The following is a 15,247-nucleotide window of genomic DNA, read 5'->3' as shown; positions in this document are numbered from 1 at the left end:
AATATTAATAAACACATAGTTTATCATTCAACATTATGTATTTATTTTCTCACATCACTTGTATATCATCTTGCTGAACATAGAAAATGGTCGTAATTTTTTGGGGTTTACAATGGTTGTTCCGCTTTTAGCAGTTATTTCATATCAAACATTATATAAGAAACAAAAAATAGTTCATACACTTGGAATTTCACTTCCAAAAATAAAAACACTAATTTTCTCCATATTATTTCCACTACTTCTAGGGCTATGTCTCCATTTTTATTTTTATATTTATGATATAAAGTTCTTATATCATCATTGGAATGAATTAGGATTTCTCTTGCTCGTTGGTCTTACAGTTGGATCTTTATCTGCATTATTAGAAGAGATTATATGGCGAGGGAATTTTCATTACTATTTACGAAAAAAATATTCATTCGTGCAAACAGCTATTATTATAGCTTCGCTTTGGTCTTCATGGCATTTACCAATAGCAATCTTTTATAAAAACTATGAGTTTCAGCTTGTAGGAATATTAAGTTATCTCTCTTTATTATTTATATTATCTATAATTTTAACGTACACGAGAGAATATGGCGGTTCTGTAATATCACCCGCAATTTTACATGGTATGTTTAATGTGTTTTATTTAACAGATGTAATACAAAACAAGTGGGATGCCAGCCTAATAGAATTAATTAAATTTATAATACTAGCAATCATACTCGGCATGATGTATCTTATACATCACAAAATTAGAAAATAGTTAAAAAGCAAAGAAAAAAGGTATTTCCGCTTTTATTTGAAAGTACCTTTAATAGGTTATGAAGTACTTCAACACCTTGCAATTATTTAAAAATCGTATAGGTGTTGAAGTTTTATAATCTTAGTTACATAACTTTGTTAACACAACACTTTTTTCTATCATGGAGAACAAAACAAGTTTAACTAAACCTTTCATTCTTATTTTTATAAAAATAACCATATTAATCTTTTAAATAAGGAAGTATGCACCCTTTAATCAATTCCCATCTATCCCGTGCATTTGGTATAACTTCAGAAGCAATTACTACAACCAAATCCTGCTTCGGAATACAACAAATCATATTCCCGCCATCACCCATTGCACAATATGAAAAGATTCCATCCTCTTCTCGTAACCACCATAAGTAACCATATTGATTTTGGTTCATTTCTGTTGATTCTTTTATCCATGATTTTGATAGTATTTGTTTTCCATCATAAATACCTTGATGCAAATACAAATATCCAAACTTAACCATATCACTAGCTGTTAACGTAAGTCCCCAGCCGCCCGTCGAAATACCGTTTGGATCATGAACCCATCCTTTCACATCTTTTCCGAATAAGTCATCGAATCCAAATGCTTTCATATTGTATTTTGGAATTTCTCTCATGCCGAGTGGCTGAAATAAGTATTCATTCGCAAATTCACGCGCACTTTTTCCTGTTACGCTCGTAATAATTGCTGATAGTACATGCGCTCCTGCAGATGAGTACTTAAAAGATCCGATTTCTCCGCCGTTCCCCATTCTATTAAGTGTATACTGTACCCAGTCTGGTTGTGTACATAGTTCTTCTAACGGTTCCTGCCAATCCGTAAAAGGATATGGTGCTGTCATTGTAAGGAGGTGTCGCACTGTTATTTCAGATGCCTTAAGTTTATATTCAGGGAAAAACTCTATTACTTTTTGATCAACGCTTTTTATATAGCCCTTATCTATACATATCCCAATTAGGGCAGAGATTACCGTTTTTGTGACTGACGCTATATGAAATGTATCATCTGGACCGTGTCCGTTATAATATTTTTCAAAAATAACATTCTCTTTCTGCACTACTAACATACCATTCATATTTTCATATTCTTCTTTTATAATTTCCTCTAACTTTTCAGCAATTTTCATTATTCTTTCCCCTTTAACCTATGATTAAAAAGGTTCGATAGGTACATATATATCAACTATATGTTTCTTTTCCGGGTGCCGTCTTGGGTCATTTTTATACATTTCAAAAGGATACGAATCTCTCGGTTTATATCCGCTATTTGGAAGCCACTCACCGTATATAAAGTCCCATGCTCCTTTATATTCATCTTGGAATATTTCAAAATGTCCTACTGCATACTTGCCTGAAGGTATTACCATTATTCCTATGTCGTTCGTTTCTACTGTGGATTCATCTGGAATTGTTATACATAAACTTGTTCTTAAATGATGGTCCTCAGTAAACTCATGATGATCGTGGTAAATGGTTAATACTTTCGTATCCCCAAATACATGATAGTTTTGCTCCGCTGCGTAATGAAATAGTTTCTCTATCATTTCTGGAAAAGCTATAGTTAACTCTTCATATGTACCGATATGTCTTATGTATGCGACGTTTATATCGTCCGCTGTTACAATTTCAACATTTCCTCGAACCTTCTTACATTCATTGTATTGAGGAATTCCTCTTACGTCTTTGCAATTCTTGCTATTGTCATTTCGATATTGAGACGGACTTACACCATAATAATTTTTAAATGTTCGGGAGAAAACCGCTGAATCTGTGAAACCAAAATGGTAAGCGATATCCGTAATCGTCATATCCAATCGATATGTAAGAAGGTTTGTTGCCCTTTCTAACTTCAATCGATTTACATATCGTGATAACGGCTCATCTACTATTCCTTTAAAAATTCTATGAAAATGAAACTTTGAAAATCCTGCTATATCCGCTAGCTTTTCAATGGATAGTGAACTGTCTATGTTTGATTCTATATAATCTTGAACCTTATGTATGCGTCTTACATACTCATTTCTACTTTGTTTACTCTCCATTCTTCTAACTCCTCACAACAAAAAGAACCATCCTAGAATACTTTTAGGACGGCTTTCTATTAGTAATAGATTCTTCCATATTTTATTGTTAAATCGATATAATTTCACTATATTTTTTAAATTGATGGTAATGTGGCGGTATCCCGATTTAATTTAAAGAAACAACTATTTTTTTATAGCCTTACGCAAGTTAATAATATTATTGGGATTTAGCTCCCATTGTCTCATTAGTTCTTTTTGTCTTGTTTTTAAGTCTTCAAATGGTTCTTCCACCATGTCGATTTTATTAAATTTCCCTTCGAAAACTAAAGCATTTTTTATCTTTTTATATCCACCAAACCCTAAATCATCATTTAGTAACCAGACTACTCTCTGTATTTTTGCAAATAAAATACCACCTGTACACATTGGACACGGTTCTAACGTGCTATAAATAGTAAACTTCTCATTTTTTATTTTTGCATCAAACATTGCTTCCCCTGCATTGCGAATAGCATCTATCTCTGCGTGAGCTGTTATATCTTTTTGTGGATGCACTCTATTCCTTCCTCTTGCAATGACATTATTATTTCCATCAACAATAACAGCTCCTACTGGATATGTGTTTTCTTTTAATGCCTTTTCTGCTTCTTCCAATGCCATCTGTAAAAAATATCTATCCCTCTCAAAATTCATATAGATCCCTCTTTTTTAGATGAATTATGTTACGGAAATTCCTTTCGACTATCAGACTACCTTCTATCAAGCTAACAAAGTCAGCCATTCTTTATGCAACGGATAACATTTTGATATACATTTAACTTAGTGCGTTTAGGTAAAGCTTACTTCTCTACACATTTTTCAAAAATAAAACTCTACTCCCGCCGTTCCCATCATAATTTGTATGTACCGATACACCTTCTATCTCATCATCCCCAGCCTCAATTCGAAAACCGATTTCTTGATGAAATAATATCGATTTTTTATTAATTGGTGATGTGATTGCTTTTACAACTTTACGATTGTTTGCACGAGCGACATCGAAGAAATAAGAATACAATGTCGATGCGATTCCTCTTCTTCTATACTTCGGATTTACTCCAATAAAATGAACGTACGCTTCCTCTTTATGCGTTTGTGAGAAGAATCCGCATAAGAAACCTAACGTTTCTCCCTCTTCTTCAAGAATAAAACTCGTTTCTTGAAAGTGAACGAAAAACAATTTTGGTAACATGGCAGTCATATCTCTCCCGCCCCACCAATCATTTAAAACAGAATGAATTTTTACATAATCTTCCCCTTGGATGTTTCTTACTCGCATATGTTTCTCCCTCTCACTCACTTCATTTTTTCATAAATTTTAATGACTGTTTCTACTAAAAGGATGAATACCCATATCCCGCAAAATACAAGAACTGACTGAAATATAGAACCTAGCATAACAATACTTATTAAACCTAATTCCGATCCTGAAATAGACATTTCATCAAACCCCATATTATGTATAAATGGAACAGTTGAAAAAGCCATTAAAATAGATCCTATTAAATAAATCACACTCATTATTTTTAATATTTTTATAGAAAGATACGAAGTTTGTTCTTGCTCCACTTGTGATAATTCGATTTCTCCGCTCGCAATTCCTTTTTGCAAACAGTCCTCACATAGAAATTCTTCCTTAATTTTTTTACCACCGTGCAATGTACCTGTAATTTCTTTACAGCGAGTACACTTTCGATTTATCATTTTGTTATCACTCCAATCTCGTAAGATTATACTTATACAATTCTATTTTTACCTTATTATTCCTTTTATGTATTTTATAGAGAGGTGACGTGTTTTATGATATCTAAACTTACTTTTGGTTATAAAAAGCCTACTGAGCAATATGTATTACGACCTAGTTGTTATGCAATTATTTTTAACTCAACTTCTTCAAAAATTGCTATTATCCAAAAAGGAGAACGCTACTTTTTACCAGGTGGCGGTATGGAAGGTACTGAAACAAAAGATGAATGCTTACATCGTGAACTACTAGAAGAATTAGGATGGGCAATTGAAATTGAGCAGTATATCGGTAATGCAATGCGATATTTTTATGCGGAAAAGGAAGATACATATTATTTAAACGATGGATTCTTTTATATTGCGAACATGGTGCAGAAGCAAACTGAAAATTGTGAGGAGGATCATGTTCTAAGGTGGATGTCTCCTTTACTTGCTGTCGAGCTTCTCCTTCACGATCATCAAAAATGGGCGGTTGAACAAGCGCTTTTATTGCAAAAACAAAAAGGATCTCCTTCTATATGAAAGAGACCCTTTTTACTGTTAACTTACTTTTTTCAAATTGAGAGCAGGCTTTTTGATTCCGCCTTTTTTTACAACATATAAACCGATGAAGATAATAAATCCGCCAACGAGTTGCATCATATTGATTTGCTCTCCGATGGTTACTGCCGCAAAGATAACTGCGAACAATGGTACAAGATACATATAAACCATTACTTTCGTTGAACCGATTTGACTAATGCCAACATACCACATTGCTAGCCCAAAGATGGTCGCAAAGACGATTGAATATGCTAGTGAGCCCCAGCTTGGCATGTCTACTGGCCATGTTAATGTGTTTATGTTGAATAAACAGTATATAACGAGAGGTACAATTCCAATTAAAGTAGACCATGATGTGACTCTCATTGCGGAGTATTTTGTAATAAGAGGTTGCGCTAATATTGGATACCATCCCCACGCAATTGCTGCGATTAATCCAATTATATTACCGAGCCAAGCATACTCGTAAGTAGCTCCTCCTGTATGCCCTGTTAATAAAACGAATGCTGCACCAATAAATGCTACTATTGAACCGATTTGTACTTTCATCGAAAAACGTTCTTGTTTGTGTAATACCGCTAATATCCCTGTAAATATAGGTGACATCGCAATTAATAATGAGGCGTTCGTTGCTGAAGTATATTTCACAGATAGCATAAACATCGTTTGATACATCGTCGTTCCAACGATACCGACTGCTACTAATCGTAACCAATCTTTTCTTTCAATACGTAATGAGCGTTCCATCATAAAAGTAATAAGTAATAATACCGGTGATGCTACTAAAAATCGTAAACTATTAAATTGAATGGATGACATATATGCCACGCCATACTTTCCAATTGTATAATTTGCTCCCCATACTAATGCAACTGATACTAGGAGCCATTCCATTTGCCATCGTTTCATCCGAATCTCCCCTTCCATATTTAGCATAATAAAATTGGCTGGATAAAACACCGTCCAATTGGCTGTTTTTTTACCCAGCCAATTTGCTATACTTGATGTAGTGAAAAGATACGGAGGCGTTTTTTATGGAATGGAAGCTAGATAGTGAAAGTAAAATCCCTATTTATCAGCAAGTTGTTGACTTTATTGAAAAACGTATTACATACGGAGAACTTCCTCCAGGAAGCTTCCTACCTTCAGAACGGAAATTAGCTACGCAATTAAATGTAAACCGAAGTACAGTAACGACTGCTTATAATGAACTTCGTGCTATGGGAATTGTAGAAAGTACGACTGGTAAAGGTACACGTGTGAGCACACATATGTGGGGCGTTTCTCCAACATTAACGCCGAACTGGAGAAATTTCGTAGAAGGTGGTACGTTTTTACCAAACTTACCGTTACTTCGCCATATTCGGGCAGAAGTACAACAAAATGAAAACATTATTGATTTTGCAAACGGAGAACTCGGTTGCAATCTTTATCCTCACGATCAACTACAAACGATTTTAAGAGAACAACCGTTAACGCATTCATTAAGTTATGATCACCCGCAAGGTTATCTCCCATTAAGACAAGCGGTAGTAAAATATATGAAGGAATATTTAAAAGTGGAAGCGACTGAACAATCCATTATGATTACATCCGGCGCACAGCAAGCACTTCACCTTATCGTGCAATGTTTATTAAATCCAGGTGATGCTGTTGCTTTCGAAAGTCCTTCACACTGTTATTCCCTGCCGTTATTCCAATCAGCAGGTATTCGTATTTTCCCGTTACCCGTCGATGAACACGGTATTAATCCAGACGATGTGCAAGAATTATATAAAAAGCATCGTATTAAAATGATCTTTTTAAATCCAAACTTCCAAAATCCTACGGGAACGATGCTTCATCCAAATCGCCGAAAAAAACTATTATCACTTTGCGCAGACTTACGCATTGCGATTGTTGAAGATGATCCGTCTAGTCTACTTACGCTAGAAAAGAAACAACCTTGCCCTACTTTAAAATCAATTGATGAAAATGGGACAGTCATTTATGTACATTCCTTATCAAAAATGATTGCACCAGGTTTACGAGTCGGCTGGCTTGTTGCTCCGCAGTCTGTCGTAGAGCGATTGTCCGATGCACGGCACCAAATGGAATTAGGTATGAGTATATTCCCGCAGTGGCTTATGCAGCAGTTTTTTGAAACCGTACCATTTCAATCCCATATCGTACCGTTACGAAAACAATTAGCAGAAAAAAGAGACGTTATCGTTCGCGCCTTAAATGAGCAACTTCACGATAAAATCTCTTTTTCAAACCCGACCGGCGGTATATACATATGGGGAAAATTAAAAGAACCGATAAACGAAAAACAACTTATTATGCAAAGTTTAAAACAAGAAATCGCCTTTATGCCCGGTAGTATTTTCGGTGCGAAAGATGGTTATATACGTTTATCTTATGGAAAAGTGAATATTAATCAAATTGAGGAAGGTATTTCTCGTTTGCGTGAGGCTATTTTGGTTTGCGGGAAATAAAATAACTTTTTAATACATTTAAAACTTCTTTATTCATTAACTCCAGATAATAAGTTAGCAAAAAATAATAAAAAGAAGCTTCATTCCAAAATTAAATTATAAGAAAGCTCCTGATGATTGATACAGGGGCTTTCTTTTCGAAACTTTTCGTTTTTCTCTATCTTTCTTCCCTACTTCTAAGAATGATTCTTATAAATGGTAACTCATTATGATTAATTCACCTTTCCGCCCCATCTTTAATAGTCCTCTTTCATATTCTTAACTACACATTTATTATAAATAGAGAAAAGCGACTCTCCATTCTCACAATCTAGCTGTATACTTAATAAATACTATGGGATTTGAAGTTTTTATCTCCACATTCTCACCCTCAAATAAATACATTTGTTTATTTTCAATATCAATAAACGCCATAAGTCCATTCTCATTATATGCTTCTGAATATTCATCATCTATTTTTATTCTTTCAAAAGAGGAAAATGAAGAATGTACTACTTGATATTCGGAAAGCTTCATCATTCGCTTTTCTTCCGGTACGTGCACAATTTTCGGATCATCATCGGGTAAATATTCTAGTCCGATTTTATTCGGCGCAACGAAAATTAATAGATGCAGTGGTTCCGTTTCATTATTTTTATAGCCATGTATATGGTTCTTCCATCCAAACACTATCTCTCCTTTTGATGCACGAATCATTTTTTCATTTGAAATATAATAATCTAAATGACCTGACAACACAACGGCACAATCTTCTCCAAACGGATGGCTATGAGGTGGTATTCCTTCTTGCGATTGAAAAATCACTTCATACACCCAATACTTATCATCATTCGTTTTATAAATAAGATCATTTTTTGATAGATTAATAGTTGTTTGTGATAAATCGAAACTCCTCATTCGGCCCTCCTGATTAATTTCAGACTTACTTATCTTTTGAAACCATTTCATAGAGCAGTAACATGAAATGATCCTCTAATCTAAAATACATTTTATTTATATTCTATTACTATTTTATCCAAATAAACGCTATGAAAAATCAATCTGCGGAATAAAATTCAAATAAAATTTCCTAATACTTTCGTATTAAGAAATTTTCAAATCACTACATATAACCACTTTATTAACATCTATAGTACATTCGTTATTTTGTTCGAAATATTCGTTTATCTTATAAAAATACATACGTATTAAATTGCGGAAGACATTACTCGTTTGACAAAACCTAAATCTACCATTATTATCAACACGAACCTATTTATAGGAGTGATACCAATGAAAATTTACGTTGATGCAGATGCTTGTCCTGTAAAAGATGTGATTATTTTTGAAGCTACGAAGGCAGAAATTCCTGTTACACTCGTTACTAGCTTTTCTCATTATTCTAATGCAGAGCAGCCAAAAGGTGTGGAAACAATTTATGTTGATTCTGGAGCAGATGCTGCGGATTACCGGATTATGCAGTTAGCAACAAAAGAAGATTTAATCGTAACGCAAGATTATGGTCTTGCTTCACTCGCTTTAGCAAAAGGCTGTATCGTTCTTCATCATAAAGGATACAAGTATACGAATGAAAACATTGACCAACTATTACAAACACGTTATTTAAGTGCAATGGTTCGAAAAAGCGGCAAGCGTACAAAGGGACCAAAACCATTTACAGCAGAAGATAAAGAGAACTTTAGAGAACTCTTTAAAAGTGTGATTGCACTTTAGAAATGAACCTTCTATTTGTAGAGAAAGAAAAGAAGAGAATATCCAAATGAACATTCTCTTCTTGAGGTTTACCCTTTTAAAATGAAGGTAAATTGTCTAAATTATTTTCCTTTATACCATCCGCTTCACTACGTATAATATCCCTACCATACTTATGAAATACGTCCACATGAGCTAACTTCCCTGATTTTGCTTCGTTAAGAGCAGTAATATAATCTAACTCTCTTCCGCCGCTTGTTTTAAATGCAATTAAATCCCCGTCATCATTTTTACGAACGGCAACTATTTGTTCTGCCCCTGAAACGACATTCTGAGCTACTTCAAATTGAACTTGCTCTTCCCCTTGATGTAAGTAATCATTATAAACTTTTTCAAAGTCTTTTTTGTCCATTTAACTCACCTCCAACACATTTTATTAGTATGGTTGGGATGTAGTGGTTTTATGTGTTTTTTTACCAACTCAAAAAGTCTACACTACTTCTAAAAAACAACCCAGATTATGCTTTTTAAACCTTTACCGCTAAATTTAAGCTAAATTTAAGTGTTAATATTTTCCTGACAACATTATAATTTATTATATCGAAAAGAAATATGAAATGGAGAATGATTATGTTGAATATAGATATTAATCGTTTAACTAATATTTGTTTACATTATCAGCAATCTAGATTTTATGTTACTAGAATCCCTAAAGATTTCTTGTCAATTGCGCAAAAGCGTTTTTCTATACCGACAGATGATCAAATTATCGCATTTTTAAGTTGTAATTTATTTGGATCAGGAAAATATGGTGTTTACTTTACAAGTTCGGGTTTATACTGGAAAAATTGGTTATTAGGTAAAGGAAATATGCAATGGAATCAATTAAATGAAGTACAACAAATTGAAATTGATAAAGATGGTTTTTTATCTTTTGACGCCAAAAAAAGTTTTAATATTAACGGGAGTGATTATCCACCACTGTTATTTAAAGAATTACTTATAGCTCTTACAAATTCATTTCAAGATTCAAGACAAAATGAAATACACCCGGTTATAAATGTAAATGAGATAAAATCAATCTGCTCTTTGTTTGAGACACACGATGAATTATTAGAACCTGATAATGGCTTATTTGTAGATACTCATATTTCCGAAAAAAAGTTAAACGAAATTGGAGCACGATACATTGTTCCAAAAGAAGAACAAATCATTGCTTTTTTAGATACATCTGTCCTTGGTAATTTAGGTAAAGGATCGGACGGAGTATTAATTTGTCAATCGGGTATATATTTTAGAGAAACCTTTATACACTTGTATTTCCCATGGCATATCTTCAGAAATACCCCTATTACTTTGAATTCAACCGAATTAGAAATTGGAAAAGGAAACATATTTCACCTTCAACATGCTAGAATGCCTAGCCAAGAGATTATATTATTCATCAAGAATTTAAAACAATATGTTACTAATTTATATGAAGAAAATCCGCAATTACATATTTAATAAACTCATTATCACAAATAAGCGCATATATAGTTAAGGCTAACATTTCAATTCAACTAAAAAACTATCCTTTTTGTAGGAAACCGACAGAAAGGATAGTTTTTTAACTCTTTTTCTTTGCTTAAATGCTTATTTATAATGGCATCAAGTGATAGACTATTTATTCCTTTTTTTAATACCTACGCAAACCCTTCAAAGTCTCCAATATATCATCTGTAAAGGCTGTACTACCTTCTGTCTCTAAAACTCTGAAATAAAAACTTCTTAAGAAAGTTCTAATATTTTGTACTAAAATAGCATGCTGCGGATGTCGGATATCTTCAACAGTTGCTATACTATGTAGCCAGTTGCTCCACTCTTCTTCTGTTAAAAGATTTTGGTTGCGTAATGACATAATTGGTTTTACTAATCTCTCATCCTCAAAGTGTACATATACGTAATCACTCAATCGAACCTTCTGACGAACAGCAGCTAATATCGCATATGAAAACTCACGATTTTGTATTGTACGCGCTAACGCATCGAGTGCATCCGCTGCATGTGCAGTAGAATGTGCCCAGCCCTTTCCTTCTACGTAGCCTCTTACATCTTCTTCTAAATATACATACTCCAGCACTTGTTCTGCCACACTGTACAGTTGTTCTTCGGATAACAGTGGTTCTCTTTCATGAACAGATAAAATAAGTGGCGGAATTAATACGGAGAATGCACGTTTAAATACAGAGTCTGTTCCCTTTTCACCAATTTTATAAAATAAATAATCAGGACTAATTGCTTGTAACATTAACCCTCGTAATTCTTTTTGTCTAAATACATCATTTGTAATCCATGTGTGAAGCGTACTATAAATTAAATCATCACGTAATTCAGCATCAGGTGAACCGATATAATCTAGCATCCACTGCGCATATGGATATGCATCTACGTCTTCTGGTACAGCATAATTATTATTTTTAATTTGTAGTAGTTCTTCTTTTAGTTCTAGTACTTCATTCATTATATTTCCTGTCCCCTTTGTACTTTATTAACATATTTTCGCCTTATTCCCTTTAATTTTTTTCATCAAATCAAGTGTATTTTTAAAATCGTTTTAGTACCTATCTTTCTATGAACTTGATTCAATTATATATAATTTATCATGATAAATAAAAGGAAATACATTAGAACATCGCAGTCTCTCACTTTTGTTTACATGCATTTCATGTCAGTTTAAGTTGTAAAATAAAGTATGTTTTTTCTTTTATATTCAAACGTAATTACAATTAAAAATTAAATCATTTTAGAACTTGTTTAATAAATTCTGTTTTAGCTTTTGTGTAGGCTTCTCTATCTTGGTTAAATCTTTTAGCTAAATCTTGTTTAAGATTTGAATACTCATAAACTAATTGTGGATTTTCTCATAAGCGGTTACGAAATAAAAGTTGTTGCTCCCATCGCTCAGTTCCTTTAACCATCAAATGCAGGTGCGCTACACGCCTATTATTCTTAACTTTCACAAAGAACCTTCTCCAAGGTCTTTCATCTAATTCTGGGCTTACATAATGCCAATTATATTTGGCCAATTTCGCTGAAATATGTTGTACTCTATCAAATGAGTCTATTTCAGCCATTAAATCAATGATAGGTTTTGCTGGTAAACCAGGTATGGATGTACTTCCTATATGTATTACTTTGCTTATACCGAGAGGAGCAAGCAGTTCATATAGTTGCTGTTCTTCACAGCCCCCTTTATCTTGCCAATCAGGATTTGCATTAACTATCTCAACTGACTCATTCGCCCACACAGGCCAATCGTTCGGATTATCTTTTTTATCCATCCAAAGCATCTCCTTTCACGATTTTTTTTGATATATAAATGGTTTTATATTCCTTTAAATACAACTACCGGATCTTCAAAATCACTATTCCGAAATACAACATCCGCACACTCTTTCGGATTATGCACATCTATATACATCTTACAGGCCGCATGATATCTGTTTAAAAACATTTTCTCAGCTTCTTCATAACTTCCAAAAGCCTCAGTCTCGCGCTTTGCACCACGTTTTCTCGCAATCTCAAAATCTGTATCTACAAAGATTTTGTAATCGAATAAATGCGCAATGTCTTTTTTCAATAGAAACGTTCCATCTACTATCAATATCATATTTTGCGTGGCCACTAGTGGCTCATTATGTACAGGAATATCCGTTATTAAGTTATGAGAAATCGTTTCATATTGTAAATTCCCGTTAGGCCCTAAAGGCTTTAATAATCTTTCTTTGAAAGCTGTATAATCGTGTGCATCTTCGTAATACCCTCTTGCAGATTCTTTTCCTTGCGCGTATCGAATTGCTCTCGGATTATGAAAATCGTCAATGCTAGCGTGTGTTACTCGTACTCCTCGTTCTTTTATTTCTTCCGCTAGCTCGTTTGCAAATGTTGTTTTTCCTGAAGCTGTAATACCACTTACTCCAACTCTTGTTGGATGGGTTAAGTTTAGCTTTAATATGTGCTCTGCAATTTCTGTGATTCGTTCTTTTCGATTCATGATATTCCTCCTCACAATTAGTTTACATAACATAATTACGAGTAACAATTCGTGTAACCTTTTGTCAATAACTCTATCCTTTGTCGAATCGTTAATATGTTTGGCTTATTTTCCCTTAAACCCTCGATATAAAGCAGTCCGTAATTCTTGTTTGTATTCTTCAATTTCTGGCATATCTACTTCTTCTGCTAGCCTAATAGCTAATTCAATATCATACGGTACACGTACTAATTGAATAGAAAAGCTTGCGGCTTCTTTTTCATTGTATGTTCCTTCAAATATTAAATAGGAAGCTTGTGTAATTTCAAGAGGATTTCCTACGCTACCAGCATTACATAGCGTTTTCCCTCTGAAATTTTGAACGAATGCTTGGTGAACATCACCATAACAAACGACATCTGGTTTTCTTTCCCCTTCTATATTCTCTGTGAGCTCACTGTTTTCGAACATACTAATACGCTCTTCTCTTGCAGCGTGTGGTTGAATTCTTTCATATAAACTTCTAGGTGACGCGTGGAACATACGAATGAGTTTTCCGCTCATATAAAACTCGATTGAAAATGGTAAACTTCTTAAGTACTCATTTTGTTCTTCTGATAGTTGTTTTTGATGCCATTTTAACGCTTCAAATTCAGTCGGTTTTGTTATAAAATCATCCCAGTTTCCCATTACGACTACTTCACATTCTTTACGAATAATTTCAATTGCTTCGCTTGAATGAGGGCCTTTTCCGACTAAATCTCCAAGACAAATAATGCGCTCGATTCCTCTTAATTTAATATCTTGTAGCACAGATTCTAAAGCTGGAATATTACCATGTATATCTGAAATTACTGCTATTTTATCCATATGAATTCCTCCGTTATTTATTGTTTATTATATCTACATGTTGTGATTGATACCATTTTGGAATATAGGATGAAAAATGATTATAATCTTCTAAAATTCGGTTTACTCTCTCTTTCAATATATGTACAAACTACCTAACACTTCATGCTCTCGTTTATTTTCCCCTTTAAACTCCACTGCAAAAGGATGTTCGCCTTGATTCTTCAGGCATTTTAGCACTACTCCTTCGCCAATTGGTTCACAAAACTGTACATGAATGTCACCAAACGATACACTTTGACATTCCGCATTCCATTCTTCATTTTGTATAACTGTACTTGCAGTTAGCTCCATTATTTCTTTCCATTTCCACACCGTTTCTCGAACATTTTTCACTGCGTAATGAATCGTTTCAATTTGTTGTACTTTGTTTTTATGTTCCGCGATTGTCCCAACGTTGCGTAAATCATGTCTTCTTTCTTCATCTGTTTCATTCCACTGTATAAAGAAAGGTAATTTCGGTCCGTTCTCTTCTTGCTTAACAAATAACATTTTCCATTCTAAAAGTCTGCCATCTTGTCTCATACGTTTCCCTTCAAATGGTCCTATCGTATGTAAACCGTGCTTACTCAACTTATCTGCCAGTTCTTCAATGGCATCTGTTCGGATTGCGATTTGTAGCATTCCTTCCCCATTTTGTAATTTCACCACTGTTTCTTGTACTAATGGATTGTCTGCTTCTTTCGCTTTTTCTTCATGCTGAACAGCTAAAAATTCTATATATGATAAATCAAAATAACATAAACTATTCCAAGTACCCCAATTCATATGCTCTCCGCCTAATGCAGTATGAAATCCAAGCTCCTGTATTTGTTTTGCCGCTTCCTCTGGTGTACAATGCACCGCGTGAACGAGATGATCAAATAGTAACATGTCTTTCTCCCCTTTCTCTCCATCCTTTTATTGTATATTTTATTTTTCTTTCGTTCAATTCAAAAAACTTTAAAACCTAGTTGATTTATACGATTAATGTGTATTATAATAAAACAAATTTCATTATTGCTGATTGGAAAAACCAA

The 15,247-nt window shown here is 33.9% G+C and carries 17 protein-coding genes and 2 pseudogenes; 5 read left to right on the top strand and 14 right to left on the bottom strand.

Annotated elements, in window-relative coordinates; genetic code table 11:
* The first annotated feature begins 112 nt into the window (after positions 1-112).
* A complete protein-coding gene (locus tag EUC40_RS11685) occupies positions 113-748 on the top strand; it encodes a CPBP family intramembrane glutamic endopeptidase (protein ID WP_156575261.1) in 636 nt (211 codons plus the stop codon).
* A 220-nt stretch (positions 749-968) separates the two neighbouring features.
* On the opposite strand, the gene EUC40_RS11680 is transcribed toward EUC40_RS11685, so the two are convergent.
* From EUC40_RS11680 to EUC40_RS11660, 5 genes are all read right to left on the bottom strand, one after another.
* Positions 969-1,910 carry a serine hydrolase domain-containing protein gene (locus tag EUC40_RS11680; protein WP_156575259.1) on the bottom strand — a complete coding sequence of 314 codons (942 nt, stop codon included), beginning with the start codon at positions 1,908-1,910 and terminating at the stop codon, positions 969-971.
* 24 nt (positions 1,911-1,934) lie between these two features.
* On the bottom strand, positions 1,935-2,825 hold the full coding sequence (locus EUC40_RS11675) for an AraC family transcriptional regulator (protein ID WP_156575257.1): 891 nt from the start codon (positions 2,823-2,825) through the stop codon (positions 1,935-1,937).
* 165 nt (positions 2,826-2,990) lie between these two features.
* The gene (locus tag EUC40_RS11670) at positions 2,991-3,500 is read right to left on the bottom strand and encodes a nucleoside deaminase (RefSeq protein WP_156575254.1); all 510 of its coding nucleotides are present in this window, start codon (positions 3,498-3,500) and stop codon (positions 2,991-2,993) included.
* A 154-nt stretch (positions 3,501-3,654) separates the two neighbouring features.
* The gene (locus EUC40_RS11665) at positions 3,655-4,125 is read right to left on the bottom strand and encodes a GNAT family N-acetyltransferase (RefSeq protein WP_156575252.1); all 471 of its coding nucleotides are present in this window, start codon (positions 4,123-4,125) and stop codon (positions 3,655-3,657) included.
* Between the two features lie 17 nt (positions 4,126-4,142).
* Entirely contained in the window at positions 4,143-4,550 is a 408-nt protein-coding gene (locus EUC40_RS11660) for a DUF3980 domain-containing protein (protein ID WP_156575249.1), read from the bottom strand.
* Between the two features lie 96 nt (positions 4,551-4,646).
* Between EUC40_RS11660 and EUC40_RS11655 the strand changes: the two genes are divergently transcribed.
* Positions 4,647-5,114, top strand: a complete 468-nt coding sequence (locus EUC40_RS11655; protein WP_156575247.1) for an NUDIX hydrolase — start codon at positions 4,647-4,649, stop codon at positions 5,112-5,114.
* An 18-nt stretch (positions 5,115-5,132) separates the two neighbouring features.
* Here the strand turns inward: EUC40_RS11655 and EUC40_RS11650 are convergent, their stop codons facing one another.
* Entirely contained in the window at positions 5,133-6,044 is a 912-nt protein-coding gene (locus tag EUC40_RS11650) for a DMT family transporter (protein ID WP_156575245.1), read from the bottom strand.
* A 125-nt stretch (positions 6,045-6,169) separates the two neighbouring features.
* On the opposite strand from EUC40_RS11650, the gene pdxR reads away from it, so the two are divergent.
* Positions 6,170-7,612 (top strand): MocR-like pyridoxine biosynthesis transcription factor PdxR, encoded by a 1,443-nt coding sequence (gene pdxR, locus EUC40_RS11645; RefSeq protein WP_156575243.1) that lies wholly within the window; start codon positions 6,170-6,172, stop codon positions 7,610-7,612.
* 303 nt (positions 7,613-7,915) lie between these two features.
* On the opposite strand, the gene EUC40_RS11640 is transcribed toward pdxR, so the two are convergent.
* The gene (locus tag EUC40_RS11640) at positions 7,916-8,509 is read right to left on the bottom strand and encodes a cupin domain-containing protein (protein ID WP_156575241.1); all 594 of its coding nucleotides are present in this window, start codon (positions 8,507-8,509) and stop codon (positions 7,916-7,918) included.
* A 375-nt stretch (positions 8,510-8,884) separates the two neighbouring features.
* Here EUC40_RS11640 and EUC40_RS11635 point away from each other — a divergent pair, with 375 nt between their 5' ends.
* Positions 8,885-9,325 (top strand): YaiI/YqxD family protein, encoded by a 441-nt coding sequence (locus EUC40_RS11635; protein ID WP_156575239.1) that lies wholly within the window; start codon positions 8,885-8,887, stop codon positions 9,323-9,325.
* Positions 9,326-9,401: 76 nt separating this feature from the next.
* Here the strand turns inward: EUC40_RS11635 and EUC40_RS11630 are convergent, their stop codons facing one another.
* On the bottom strand, positions 9,402-9,716 hold the full coding sequence (locus tag EUC40_RS11630) for a DUF3892 domain-containing protein (protein ID WP_156575237.1): 315 nt from the start codon (positions 9,714-9,716) through the stop codon (positions 9,402-9,404).
* A gap of 218 nt (positions 9,717-9,934) precedes the next feature.
* Here EUC40_RS11630 and EUC40_RS11625 point away from each other — a divergent pair, with 218 nt between their 5' ends.
* On the top strand, positions 9,935-10,810 hold the full coding sequence (locus EUC40_RS11625) for a hypothetical protein (protein ID WP_156575234.1): 876 nt from the start codon (positions 9,935-9,937) through the stop codon (positions 10,808-10,810).
* A 172-nt stretch (positions 10,811-10,982) separates the two neighbouring features.
* On the opposite strand, the gene EUC40_RS11620 is transcribed toward EUC40_RS11625, so the two are convergent.
* From EUC40_RS11620 to EUC40_RS11595, 6 genes and pseudogenes are all read right to left on the bottom strand, one after another.
* A complete protein-coding gene (locus EUC40_RS11620) occupies positions 10,983-11,807 on the bottom strand; it encodes a DUF2785 domain-containing protein (RefSeq protein ID WP_088081003.1) in 825 nt (274 codons plus the stop codon).
* 277 nt (positions 11,808-12,084) lie between these two features.
* Positions 12,085-12,627 (bottom strand): annotated as a pseudogene (locus EUC40_RS11615) (GrpB family protein).
* 44 nt (positions 12,628-12,671) lie between these two features.
* Positions 12,672-13,340: a nucleoside/nucleotide kinase family protein gene (locus tag EUC40_RS11610; RefSeq protein ID WP_156575232.1), complete on the bottom strand. Its 669-nt coding sequence runs from the start codon at positions 13,338-13,340 to the stop codon at positions 12,672-12,674.
* A gap of 105 nt (positions 13,341-13,445) precedes the next feature.
* On the bottom strand, positions 13,446-14,189 hold the full coding sequence (locus EUC40_RS11605; RefSeq protein WP_156575230.1) for a metallophosphoesterase family protein: 744 nt from the start codon (positions 14,187-14,189) through the stop codon (positions 13,446-13,448).
* 13 nt (positions 14,190-14,202) lie between these two features.
* Positions 14,203-14,316 (bottom strand): annotated as a pseudogene (locus tag EUC40_RS11600) (aminoglycoside phosphotransferase family protein); the annotation flags it as partial.
* Entirely contained in the window at positions 14,304-15,101 is a 798-nt protein-coding gene (locus EUC40_RS11595) for a VOC family protein (protein ID WP_156575228.1), read from the bottom strand. The pseudogene EUC40_RS11600 and the gene EUC40_RS11595, both read right to left, overlap by 13 nt.
* Between the last annotated feature and the right edge of the window lie 146 nt (positions 15,102-15,247).

This window comes from Bacillus luti (genome assembly GCF_009739945.1).
GTDB lineage: Bacteria > Bacillota > Bacilli > Bacillales > Bacillaceae_G > Bacillus_A > Bacillus_A luti.
Note: the sequence above shows the minus strand (reverse complement) of the source record. Positions and strands in the feature narration are given on the sequence as shown.

Bases quoted from the DNA above. Each gene is read 5' to 3' on its own strand.
- EUC40_RS11640 (WP_156575241.1), bottom strand. From the start codon at position 8,509: ATGAGGAGTTTCGATTTATCACAAACAACTATTAATCTATCAAAAAAT.
- EUC40_RS11625 (WP_156575234.1), top strand. From the start codon at position 9,935: ATGTTGAATATAGATATTAATCGTTTAACTAATATTTGTTTACATTAT.
- EUC40_RS11665 (WP_156575252.1), bottom strand. From the start codon at position 4,125: ATGCGAGTAAGAAACATCCAAGGGGAAGATTATGTAAAAATTCATTCT.
- EUC40_RS11630 (WP_156575237.1), bottom strand. From the start codon at position 9,716: ATGGACAAAAAAGACTTTGAAAAAGTTTATAATGATTACTTACATCAA.
- EUC40_RS11655 (WP_156575247.1), top strand. From the start codon at position 4,647: ATGATATCTAAACTTACTTTTGGTTATAAAAAGCCTACTGAGCAATAT.
- EUC40_RS11685 (WP_156575261.1), top strand. From the start codon at position 113: ATGGTTGTTCCGCTTTTAGCAGTTATTTCATATCAAACATTATATAAG.
- EUC40_RS11650 (WP_156575245.1), bottom strand. From the start codon at position 6,044: ATGAAACGATGGCAAATGGAATGGCTCCTAGTATCAGTTGCATTAGTA.
- EUC40_RS11605 (WP_156575230.1), bottom strand. From the start codon at position 14,189: ATGGATAAAATAGCAGTAATTTCAGATATACATGGTAATATTCCAGCT.
- EUC40_RS11610 (WP_156575232.1), bottom strand. From the start codon at position 13,340: ATGAATCGAAAAGAACGAATCACAGAAATTGCAGAGCACATATTAAAG.
- EUC40_RS11675 (WP_156575257.1), bottom strand. From the start codon at position 2,825: ATGGAGAGTAAACAAAGTAGAAATGAGTATGTAAGACGCATACATAAG.
- EUC40_RS11635 (WP_156575239.1), top strand. From the start codon at position 8,885: ATGAAAATTTACGTTGATGCAGATGCTTGTCCTGTAAAAGATGTGATT.
- EUC40_RS11680 (WP_156575259.1), bottom strand. From the start codon at position 1,910: ATGAAAATTGCTGAAAAGTTAGAGGAAATTATAAAAGAAGAATATGAA.
- EUC40_RS11670 (WP_156575254.1), bottom strand. From the start codon at position 3,500: ATGAATTTTGAGAGGGATAGATATTTTTTACAGATGGCATTGGAAGAA.
- EUC40_RS11660 (WP_156575249.1), bottom strand. From the start codon at position 4,550: ATGATAAATCGAAAGTGTACTCGCTGTAAAGAAATTACAGGTACATTG.
- pdxR (WP_156575243.1), top strand. From the start codon at position 6,170: ATGGAATGGAAGCTAGATAGTGAAAGTAAAATCCCTATTTATCAGCAA.
- EUC40_RS11595 (WP_156575228.1), bottom strand. From the start codon at position 15,101: ATGTTACTATTTGATCATCTCGTTCACGCGGTGCATTGTACACCAGAG.
- EUC40_RS11620 (WP_088081003.1), bottom strand. From the start codon at position 11,807: ATGAATGAAGTACTAGAACTAAAAGAAGAACTACTACAAATTAAAAAT.